Annotated in this window: 11 protein-coding genes and 1 pseudogene; 10 read left to right on the forward strand and 2 right to left on the reverse strand. The window is 37.6% G+C overall.

Annotated elements, in window-relative coordinates; all coding sequences use genetic code 11:
• Positions 1-256: 256 nt before the first annotated feature.
• The 4 genes and pseudogenes from KGF65_RS17155 to KGF65_RS15615 all read left to right on the forward strand — a co-directional run.
• Positions 257-820 (forward strand): annotated as a pseudogene (locus KGF65_RS17155) (glycoside hydrolase domain-containing protein); the annotation flags it as partial.
• Positions 821-829: 9 nt separating this feature from the next.
• On the forward strand, positions 830-1723 hold the full coding sequence (locus KGF65_RS17160; protein WP_253956190.1) for a hypothetical protein: 894 nt from the start codon (positions 830-832) through the stop codon (positions 1721-1723).
• Positions 1724-1829: 106 nt separating this feature from the next.
• Positions 1830-2288: a hypothetical protein gene (locus KGF65_RS15610; protein WP_017866851.1), complete on the forward strand. Its 459-nt coding sequence runs from the start codon at positions 1830-1832 to the stop codon at positions 2286-2288.
• Between the two features lie 141 nt (positions 2289-2429).
• The gene (locus KGF65_RS15615) at positions 2430-3017 is read left to right on the forward strand and encodes a site-specific integrase (RefSeq protein WP_216749102.1); all 588 of its coding nucleotides are present in this window, start codon (positions 2430-2432) and stop codon (positions 3015-3017) included.
• A gap of 6 nt (positions 3018-3023) precedes the next feature.
• Here KGF65_RS15615 and KGF65_RS15620 read toward each other — a convergent pair whose 3' ends face one another.
• Positions 3024-4223: an AbiH family protein gene (locus KGF65_RS15620; RefSeq protein WP_216770699.1), complete on the reverse strand. Its 1200-nt coding sequence runs from the start codon at positions 4221-4223 to the stop codon at positions 3024-3026.
• Between the two features lie 324 nt (positions 4224-4547).
• Complete coding sequence (locus KGF65_RS15625) at positions 4548-4634, reverse strand: type I toxin-antitoxin system Fst family toxin (RefSeq protein WP_313819645.1); 87 nt, start codon at positions 4632-4634, stop codon at positions 4548-4550.
• Between the two features lie 179 nt (positions 4635-4813).
• Here KGF65_RS15625 and KGF65_RS15630 point away from each other — a divergent pair, with 179 nt between their 5' ends.
• From KGF65_RS15630 to KGF65_RS15655, 6 genes are all read left to right on the forward strand, one after another.
• The gene (locus KGF65_RS15630; protein ID WP_216749083.1) at positions 4814-5143 is read left to right on the forward strand and encodes a hypothetical protein; all 330 of its coding nucleotides are present in this window, start codon (positions 4814-4816) and stop codon (positions 5141-5143) included.
• 368 nt (positions 5144-5511) lie between these two features.
• Positions 5512-5856: a plasmid mobilization relaxosome protein MobC gene (mobC, locus tag KGF65_RS15635; protein ID WP_216749084.1), complete on the forward strand. Its 345-nt coding sequence runs from the start codon at positions 5512-5514 to the stop codon at positions 5854-5856.
• Positions 5835-7073, forward strand: a complete 1239-nt coding sequence (locus KGF65_RS15640) for a relaxase/mobilization nuclease domain-containing protein (RefSeq protein WP_216749085.1) — start codon at positions 5835-5837, stop codon at positions 7071-7073. The genes mobC and KGF65_RS15640 overlap by 22 nt, the downstream gene beginning before the upstream one ends.
• The gene (locus KGF65_RS15645; RefSeq protein ID WP_216770698.1) at positions 7070-7735 is read left to right on the forward strand and encodes a hypothetical protein; all 666 of its coding nucleotides are present in this window, start codon (positions 7070-7072) and stop codon (positions 7733-7735) included. Before KGF65_RS15640 ends, KGF65_RS15645 begins: the two co-directional genes overlap by 4 nt.
• A gap of 717 nt (positions 7736-8452) precedes the next feature.
• Complete coding sequence (locus tag KGF65_RS15650) at positions 8453-9232, forward strand: replication initiation protein (protein WP_216749095.1); 780 nt, start codon at positions 8453-8455, stop codon at positions 9230-9232.
• Positions 9233-9248: 16 nt separating this feature from the next.
• On the forward strand, positions 9249-9758 hold the full coding sequence (locus tag KGF65_RS15655; RefSeq protein WP_216770697.1) for a hypothetical protein: 510 nt from the start codon (positions 9249-9251) through the stop codon (positions 9756-9758).
• The last annotated feature ends 190 nt before the right edge of the window (positions 9759-9948 follow it).

Genomic DNA, 9948 nt, shown 5'->3' on the forward strand with positions numbered 1-9948 from the left:
GATTTATCAAAGGGATACGAACACTGCTTTGATTTATGCCTTGCAGGCTGAGGAAGGTTTGAGTGTTGATACAGCAACTGGTTACTATGGCCCGTCTACTAAAACAAAAACACCAACCGTGACCCAAGGACAAAAGAATAATTTTGTCAGGATTTTACAATGGGGCCTCTATGTTAATAACAAAGTTTACACAGGCTCTTTTGACGGTTCGTATGGAACAGCCGTTGTAAATGCTGTCTCTTCTTTTGCAACAACTATGGCTCTAAGTTCTACTAATGGAGCTTCTGCTGGCATAGACGTTTTCATGAGTTTATTGACTTCTGCCGGCAACCCAGACCGTTCCGCTATTGCCTGTGATACTTCGTTTCAGTTAAATGCCACTCGTGTTTCAACGCTTAAAAAGGCCGGTTATTCAATCGTTGGTCGGTATTTAACAGGGTCAGTTGGTAGTGGCAGTACAGAGAGAGCAAAAAATTTAACAGCAACTGAAGTACAAACAATTACAAGCGCCGGGTTAGCTCTCTTTCCAATTTTTCAAGACGGAGCTTCTGACGATCAAGCCTATTTTACTAGCACACGCGGAACCGCAGACGGTCATAAAGCTGGTCAGGCCGCCAAGAGGCTAGGGTTTCCTACTAACACAGTAATTTATTTTGCTGTTGATGCCGACATTTAAGCTGGAGATATTTCTGGATCGGCCACTCCTTACTTTAAGGCTGTCCAAAGCAGCGTTGCAAGTTATGGTTATCAGACAGGTATTTATGGAACACGCAACGTTGCACAAACAATTATCGCTGCTGGTTTCGCAACAAAGGCCTTTGTTTCAGACATGTCAACCGGTTATTCCGGTAACTTGGGTTTTGCTATTCCAAAGGCTTGGGGCTTTGATCAATTTTCTGAAATCTCTATTGGAGATTTTGCAATTGATAAGGTAGCTACAACGTCCAGCCGTCAAACTGCTGTCAAAGAACTTAGCCCTGAAAAATACGGAACTTCTGACGATCTTAATAAGGTTAATAATGTTATCCAAAGTTTAGCCGACGGTACAAATATTTTTCATCTTTTCAAGGGAATTAAAGTAACTGCTGCAGGGGATATTTATACCGTTAACACCTTATTTGCAACAATCACTCTTTCAGTTGACTTTGAAGGGGATATTAGCACGGAAGGTGGATTGGCAAAAACCACTTACAACATCAATAACCACAAAGTTGATTTCACATTTGACGGCCCTGTCCAAAAGGTTATTGAGCAAAATAAACTTGCATTTGATCCTAACTCATTGTTAGCTCAAATTTCAGCAATTGGTGGGAAAATTGAAGCCGGTGATATTACCACGACTAGCAACATTAGTGCCGGTGATCATGTGTTGACGCTACAGCTTAAGTCTACCATTGAGCACAAAGGCCAAGATAACACGACTTATGATTTAGGATATGCTATCACCCTTAAGATCCATATGCACAAATATAATGGCTCAACAGTACCGGTAGGAGTTTCAGCAACGGACGTTGAAAAGTATAATAGTAATCTTGATACTATTTTTAAGGCGGCTAAAGATACAGCTAAGTTTGCACTTAGCATTGAAAACTACAGGTCAACATTACTCTCGTCCGTTTTAGAATCACTACCCAAAGCCCCCGATCCTGGAACAGTGATTGGCTATGAACTCGATGCTACTATTATATTTGTAGGTATACTAGCTTTGGCTATAGCCGCTTAAAACTTAAAAACAAGGATTCAAAAGAATCCTTGTTTTTTTTTATACTTATGAGAAAATTATAAAAAATGTTCTCTAAATTTGTTTAATCCATGAAAGAAGACTTCTTATGACCTTTTTTATTGATTTATTGTTACTTTTAACGTTGTTTTTTTTAATTTCTTATCTTTACACTACAAAAAAAGAAAAAAGAAAAAAAACAAGCATTATTGAGCTTGGTAGACTACCAATTTTATATGGAAAACATTACCGTACTTTTCAAAAGTTTAATAAATTCCGCCTCTTATTTGGAGCCTTAGCATTAATTAGTCTTACAATTGGTATTTATACTGCTATTTTTGAAAGAGATTTTTCTATGCTTGGATTTACAGATTCCATTGGTTTTTTTGCATTATTCTTTGCTTTTTTTATGGAACTTTTAAAAAACCAAACAATACAAAGGAAAAAGATACAGTATGACCACGCATTAAAGATTACAGATAAAGAAAAAAGAAACAAGACTATTTCTATTTATGGTATTTGTGCTTGCTGTTTCTTATTAGGAATCTTAACTTTCACAACACTTTAAATAATCATTTTAGGGTCTATTATCTAGAAATGGACCCTTCCAAAGCTTAATTTACCGGCCACTTTATTTTAGACTTGAAAGTAAGGGGCAAAAATAACCAAATAGTTGTCATTATCGCCCCTAAAAAAGGGGCGATTTTTTATGGAACAAAAAGTGTTACCGATCAAAGATTCAAATGTCTTAACTAAAGTACAACGTTGTTTACAGGAAGATTTTAAGGCTGGAGTCCGTAATTACACCATTTTCCAAGTCGGCAATGCGACTTTGTTGCGGGTCAGCGACATTTTACGGCTCAAACGGACAGATGTCCTTGACGAAAAAGGAAACGTGCGCCAGAACACGTATCTCCACGACCGCAAAACCGGCAAAGCCAACCGCTTATACTTAAAACCAATCGTGGGCGATCTTTTAGCTTACCAAAAGTGGTTACAGCAAGAAAATCTTGTCTCGCCCTGGCTTTTTCCGTCGATCCAGCACCCGGAGAAGCACATTACGGAAAAACAGTTTTATAAGATCATGGCCAAAGTGAGGGATCTCCTTAATTTAGACTATCTAGGGACCCACACCATGCGCAAAACGGGCGCTTATCGGGTCTATGTGCAGTCTAATTATAATATTGGATTGGTCATGCACCTGCTTAACCATAGCAGTGAAGCTATGACCCTGGCTTATTTAGGCTTAGATCAAGCCAGCACCGAAGAAATGTTAGACAATATCGACTTTGGATAGTTCTCATTAATCTATTTTTTTCAAAATTAATCTGCCCTCAAGCAACAGCTTGTGCATTAAATTCTCCCCTTTTTCATTGTGAAAGGTTGTTCCGTACTTAGATATAAGCTTAGTAACAGAATGAAATTGAGTTCTTCTTATTTCTTGTTCCTTACTTTCATCATAAATGGAATAGTAAAACACCAAAGTTATATCATTATCATAAATATTGTAATAGTCAAAAATTGACTGGAAATATGAATAGTCAGCCGGAGCGAGAGAATGACCATAGAAAGCTATTGTCTTTATACTCTTTGGTAAAAGCCTGTCTTGTTTATCACTTGCTAAAGTCATTATTCGATAAGTTTTTGTAAATCTAAATACCGGACTATCAGCAACTATGCCTTTAGAATCAATTCCAATTATTGGGCAATTATCAAGTTTGCCATGTATATTTCGAACTGTATTAAAAGATGTAGATTCGACGTATGGACTTGTATAGTTAAAGGAAAGTAAATTATAACATTCATTATTAACTAATTTTTGTAGTAACTGTTCACTATAATCTTTGTAGCTATCATTAATAGAATTTTTTAAATATTGGCCAAAGCTTTCTTCAAATTTATTAAGCTCATTGTATAAAAAGTCAAAAAAATATTTTTTTGAGTGTTTATCAATGTCATATTTCAAGTTATTTAACAGAACAAATAAAAGAATCAATGTTTCTTTATCTGTTGTAAAGGTATCATCCCTTAACTTTTTAAACTCTGTTAAAAAAGAATCTTTAATAGTTACTCTAGGCTTTAAATATTTAAGCCTGTTTACTATATCTAGAGAGTTTTCAAGGTCGAATTCAAGGTGCTCGTTATCATTATTTATTGTCAATAAATTGTTTAAAAAGTATTCTACATCTGACCAATTGTTAAGCTTTTCTTTATGCGAGTAAAAATAGAAATCCCAAAAAGAAATGCCTTCATCATTAAAGTTAATGTCAATATTATCATGTAAGTTTCCGTAGATTCCTTGAAAACCAGCGGATCGCAAAATATCACTTTTTAAAAAATTTGTATCTGTATTACGATCATTAAAATTTGAATTCATTTTTTTTAGTATTTCAACCATTTTAATTTCGTTATCATAGTAATCTTCAAAACTAGATTTTAAACCACAGTTCAAATCAAAACCATTTCCTATAATTAATAATCGTGATACTACATTCTGAGTCATAAAAGAACTTCTTTCTATCGTAAGTAAATTCCAAAAAGCCAACTTCTTTACTTAATGATACTCTAGTAATATCTAGAAAATAACCTAAAAAATAGCTTCACAAGTTTCAACTAGTAGTTTAAAATCGCTTTAGACAAGTCATAGTTATGTAAATAAGGCCTCCAACACCTGCAAATTGCTCTAACCTTACTAGCATGTTATAATGAGCTTGCGAATTGAGAATAGATTTTGTATGAAGGCGCAATAACCACCCCTACCAGACATAGGGGTGGTTATTTTTTTCGCTAGATGCGACGGCTAGCGACGAGTTGAATGGCAACTCGCTTAGCGATCATTGTCTTTGTCGTTCTCGTCCAACCAACGAGAAAATAGCTCTTTGGCTATACCTACGAGAATAGGTGCAATGATCATTGAGAATAGATCTTGTAACAAAAGACGCACCCCCTTTGGGGGCAAGTTGCCAGTTATGATTATAGCATTTTCTCATTGACCTAGTCTAAGTAGTTTTGAGTATTGCCTTTTGACTTTCTCTCGCTTTTCTCTTTGCTAAAATAAAACTAAAAACAACTTTATTGACGGAGGTTTTAGCTATGGCTAGTGAACTAGAAAAATTAGCTGAATTACAACGTAAATTAAACGAGCGTAAACGTAAAGCACGCACCAAAGAATATCAGAAATTAGGCCGTGAATTTTATCGGAAATCCCAAGCCAAAACTTTTGCGGGCGCGCACCAGATGTTAGAACATGTTCCTATGTTTCAGCAGTTCGCTCAAAAAGCCAATTTAACGGACGCGCAAATGCAGCAATTAACTACCATTGCGGATTCCATGCACTGGAACGGCAACTTTTGGCAGATTGAAGATCTCAAAAACGTTTCTCACTGGCTGGCACAATTTCGGACCGATCAGGGCCAAAATTAGGCTGCCCGCTTTTAGAAAAAATAACCCACTTTGTGACGACAAATGCGGGCTATTTTTTTAGGCTTTTTTCGGTCACATTTTTTGGCACAAAAAAGGGACGATCTTAGCTCGTTTTCGTGACGAAAAGCGAGCGTCTTTTGAGGGGGATAAAAGGGGGAATTTTTGTGCAACAAAAAGCCCTCTTTTCAAGCCGGAATAAATGCAAAATGCGGCAGCAATTTGTATGTCATTCCGACAGCTTGCCGTATTTAACCAAAAATGTTAGGGTAAACGTGCATGAATAATAAACGCTTACCCTAACATTTTTCAGCAGGAAACTAAATGAATAATGCAGCTTAATGCTGTGGTTTTTATAAGGAGGTGAACTAATGTCTAATGTTAAACCAGCTAATGAACGGCAAGTCAAACGCATTAATTTTCGTTTAGATCAAACTGAATATACTAAATTAAAATTATCGGCAGAAACTTATGGCCTCACGGTCTCGAACTATGCTAAAAAACTAGCCTTAAATTCTAAGCTCCAGCAGCCCTATTTTGATCACACGGCTACCAAAGAACTGTTACTTGAATTAAGTCGCCAGGGAACTAATTTGAACCAAGTTGCGCGGCAGTTAAATCAACAACCGGAAATGCCTCAAACTGCACAACTATTAGCTGCTTTACAAGCGACCCGAGAGGAGTATCGAAAATTATGGCAACAATTGCAAAAGTAAGTAATGCAGCTAGTGCCACTTTTGCCCTGGGCTATGGTTTAGGTGAAAATACTCCCTTACATCATGACACCAAAAGCTGGTTAGCGGATCATGATTTAGCCCAACCCGCTGAACTTGAAAATTGTCGGGCCGTGGTCGTAGGTGGCACTAATGGGATTGACCCTTTAATCGCTAATGAACAGTTTCGCGCAGTGCGCCAGCTCTTTCAGCAAACGCAAAAGCGCAACCAGGTTTTACGGATCACCCAGTCTTTTGCGGATAACGAATTAGACCCGCTCAACCAAACAGACTGGCAGAAAGCCAATGATCTCGGCGTGCAATTAGCGGAAAAACTTTATCCGGAATATCAAAGTGCCGTTTATACGCATTTAGACGGAGAAAACCACCATTTGCACAACCACATTATCGTTAATAAAGTCAGTTTAGCGACCGGTAAGAAATTAGACGAAAAGCGCGGTCAAACAGTCAGGCGGGTCCGAGCCGCCAATGATGACTTAGCACGAGCCCAAGGCTGGCATATTCTGCCGCCGGTGCGTGAACACCAGTCACCAACTGAACAGGATCTGACGCAAGCCCACAAGTATTCTTACATGGCTGATCTCCGCCACCGCATTGATACAGTTATGCAAGACCCCACTGTGAGCTCATATGAGACCTTCTCAGCTCGTTTAAGCTCAAATGGGGTAAATGTCGCTTTACGGGGTAAAAACATCTCATATGCGTTTTTAGACGCTAATCAGAAGCAACGGCGGGCCCGTGGGGTCCGTTTAGGGACAGACTATGACAAGGAGGCACTTTTAGATGAGTTGGCGCGACGAGAACAACAAACCCGCAAACAAACTGAAATTTCAAACGACCAGCGAGCTCTTACAGCTGATCGCGAAATTGAACAACGAAAACCGTTACTTGAATCAAGAAAACCAGGTCTTGACCGCCTTGCAGTCGCAACTGGCCGCACTCAACGAGACCAATCAGACACTCAGCAACGCTTTGAGCAACTTAGAAAGGCAGTACGACCACTTACAAACGGATTACAGCACTTTAAAGACGGCTTACGAGCATTTACAAAGCGAGCTCGCGAACTCTTAGACTTGCGTGCTAGTCGTCTCAATTTTGCCCAAAAATTTCAAGCTGACTTAGCACGTAAAAAACAAGCCCAGCAACAAACACATGTACCGCGACAAACCAATAAACCAGGAAGGGGACCCCACCGATGAATGACAATGAAAAAATGGTCAAACAGCTCTTTGACGCTTACGAAAATGGCCAGATCAACTTTAACAATGTGCCTGCTTTCAAAAACTTAGTGACACAAGCCGCTCAAGAACAACTGTCTCAAACCCTTAGCACAACTGCACTTAAAGAAAAACAACAAGCGGCCTTAAAGGACGAAAAAACTTGGTATCATCAACAAGTTGAACATATTTTGCAAGATAAACAAAACCAACTTGATACAACTGCCTTTCAGCAATCAGTTCTTGGTGATTTAACCTCCGCTCGCAACGAAGTACTTGACCAGCAGCAAGAGCTGGCTGAGCAAAAAATGCAACTCGAAGCAGCTGAAAAGAAGCATTTTTGGCAGAATTTATCGGTTGCTCTTTTACAAGTTTTGTGTTGCTTAGTTTATGCTTGGTTCATTTTCATTGTGTTAAAAAAGTTTTTGTATGACGGTATTTGGAATGGTTGGGGACTGCATACCTTGTACAGCACTGTTTGGGCTCTGCATACTGATCATTACATTGGTTCTATTATTCTCGGGATTGTGGGAGTTCTTGTGATCGGTATTGTGATTGGCTTTAGTTTCTGGAGTGTCGCACACATTATTCCCTTTCTAGCCGATTTTAAGCCTTCTCAGCTAAAATTTTGGCACAAACGATAATTTATTTAAATCACTATTAAACGGCTCAGAACGTAAAATAAAGGCTTTGACAAGCTGTTAGGGCCTTTTATCTTGGTTTTAAGTTGCAATTACAACTTTTTAGATTTGTCAGGTGGTTGGTAACTATTAGCAGTTGAGGCGCTTGCTCTGAGGGCGTGCCCGAAGATTTTCTGTGGACATGTTTTGAACTTAGCAAAGGAGCCAGCGGCGACTGCGCAATGAGCGGAGCGAATGGAGTTAAATGTGAGAGTGGTTTTCTCTCACTCCTTTTAGGGGCAAACGACCGGAGGAAGTGCGCAGCGAACATAGTGAGCGGAGTTTTAATATACAAGTGGGTTGTGCTTGTACTTCTTTTTAACGAGAAGACCAATTTAGAATTTGAATTTTTTAGAAATTTTTTTATTTTTTGAAAAAAAACTTCTCTCGCGCGCGCATTAATAATAATTAAAAAAATACATTAGGACATATTTCTTTAATACTTTTAAATACTTTAGCAAGTCGTATAATGCTTTTATATCAGTGTTTACAGCAGTTTAAAATAGGATTTTGTACGTCATTAATGAGGATTTTGTACGTCATTAATGAGGATTTTGTACGTCATTGTTGAGGATTTTGTACGTCATTAATGAGGATTTTGTACGTCATTGTTGAGTGCCTATTTAAAAATAGATTAAATTATTATATAATTGTTTTATCCTATTTTAAGGAGGCAATGTTATGCCTGGAAAAATTATAAATAAAAAAGCAGATCTCGCTTTTAAAGAACTGCTTTCTCGCCAAGACTATTTAGTTGTTCAAGCTAACGATCTCGCTCGCGCTTTTGGTAACCTTTCTTCTTTTCAGCACAAGGTACTTGATTATTGTTTTAGTTTTGTTACAAGGGATAGTATAGCTTCAGATGAATATGTTGCTAATGCACTAGACATTATTCATCAATTGGGGTTAAATGCTTCCGGTCAAAACTATAAACGAGTCGCAAAGGCTTTTAAAGCATTAAATGAAAATACAGCATTATACTTTAAGATAAAAAGAGAAGATGGAAAAACTGGTATTTTAATGACACAGTTATTTAGCCGTATTAGTTTTTTTCAAGACGGTCAAATACGGTTTAAGTTTTCTGAAGATGCAGCACCTTATGTTTATGACCTTAGAGAACATTATTATTCATTTAAATTAAGTGAACTTTCGCATATAAAATCAAAATATAGCCTAATTTTAATGAAACTATGGCAATCACATAAGATGGATAAGCAACAAACAAGTGTTACCATTTCGGGAAGCCTTGATGATTGGGAAAGCTGGTTCTTGGGTCAAGATAAAACATGGCCAGCTGGAAGATTTGTTCGTGACGCTTTGTCGCCAGCAATGAATGAACTTTCAGAAAAATTAAACTTCTGGTTTACATTGACGAAACAGAAACGAGGAAGAAGTATTGTTGGCTATGAATTAACAATCCATAGTGCAACTAACCGTAAAGCAATTAACTACCAAAGATGAATTGCGGGGAAAACTGATGAAAACAGTACAAGAATTAGCAGATCAGTTAGGTGTTACTCGGCAACGAGTTCAGCAAGTAATCCAAGCCTTACCTAAGGAAAAACAAGCAAAGAAGGAAAAGGGCCGCTTGCAAATTACAGAACAAGTTGAAGCTGATATAAAAGCATTTATGCGCAAAGGCGAAACGGCAAAAGCAAATAAGCAAGCAAGCAAATCTAACTTGCTTGTCAATTTGCTCAAAGAAAATAATGCTAACTTAAAAGATGAAAATGAGTTTTTAAAAGAACAAATTAAAGACTTACAACTAAAACTAAGTCAAGAACAAAAACTTGTTAGTCAGCAGCACAAACTAATTGATCAAGAACAACAGTTGCATTTAGCAGATCAAGAACGTATTAAAGAGATAGAACAGCCAGAAAAGCAAAACAAGTCTACCTCTAAAGAAACAGAAGAAGAAACAACTAACAACCAACCGGAAGAACAACCTAAAAAAGGCTTCTTTAAACGCCTTTTTGGTAATAAATAAGAGGGTCCATTTGTGAGAAAACAGACCCTCAAAAATATATATTACTTGATCTTCCCTTTTTCTTGGAAGATCTTTTTTTGTTCGAAAATAATTCGACAAAAATTTGCTTTCTTGTTTTTCTGTGCTAAAGTTAAGTCGTCTATTCGAACTGGTGTTCGATTATTGAGCAAATAATTTTTAAGGAGGTTGG

The organism is Lactiplantibacillus sp. 30.2.29 (assembly GCF_018991255.1).
Taxonomy (GTDB): Bacteria; Bacillota; Bacilli; order Lactobacillales; family Lactobacillaceae; genus Lactiplantibacillus; species Lactiplantibacillus pentosus.

Bases quoted from the DNA above. Each gene is read 5' to 3' on its own strand.
- KGF65_RS17160 (WP_253956190.1), top strand. From the start codon at position 830: ATGTCAACCGGTTATTCCGGTAACTTGGGTTTTGCTATTCCAAAGGCT.
- KGF65_RS15610 (WP_017866851.1), top strand. From the start codon at position 1,830: ATGACCTTTTTTATTGATTTATTGTTACTTTTAACGTTGTTTTTTTTA.
- KGF65_RS15615 (WP_216749102.1), top strand. From the start codon at position 2,430: ATGGAACAAAAAGTGTTACCGATCAAAGATTCAAATGTCTTAACTAAA.
- KGF65_RS15620 (WP_216770699.1), bottom strand. From the start codon at position 4,223: ATGACTCAGAATGTAGTATCACGATTATTAATTATAGGAAATGGTTTT.
- KGF65_RS15625 (WP_313819645.1), bottom strand. From the start codon at position 4,634: ATGATCATTGCACCTATTCTCGTAGGTATAGCCAAAGAGCTATTTTCT.
- KGF65_RS15630 (WP_216749083.1), top strand. From the start codon at position 4,814: ATGGCTAGTGAACTAGAAAAATTAGCTGAATTACAACGTAAATTAAAC.
- mobC (WP_216749084.1), top strand. From the start codon at position 5,512: ATGTCTAATGTTAAACCAGCTAATGAACGGCAAGTCAAACGCATTAAT.
- KGF65_RS15640 (WP_216749085.1), top strand. From the start codon at position 5,835: ATGGCAACAATTGCAAAAGTAAGTAATGCAGCTAGTGCCACTTTTGCC.
- KGF65_RS15645 (WP_216770698.1), top strand. From the start codon at position 7,070: ATGAATGACAATGAAAAAATGGTCAAACAGCTCTTTGACGCTTACGAA.
- KGF65_RS15650 (WP_216749095.1), top strand. From the start codon at position 8,453: ATGCCTGGAAAAATTATAAATAAAAAAGCAGATCTCGCTTTTAAAGAA.
- KGF65_RS15655 (WP_216770697.1), top strand. From the start codon at position 9,249: ATGAAAACAGTACAAGAATTAGCAGATCAGTTAGGTGTTACTCGGCAA.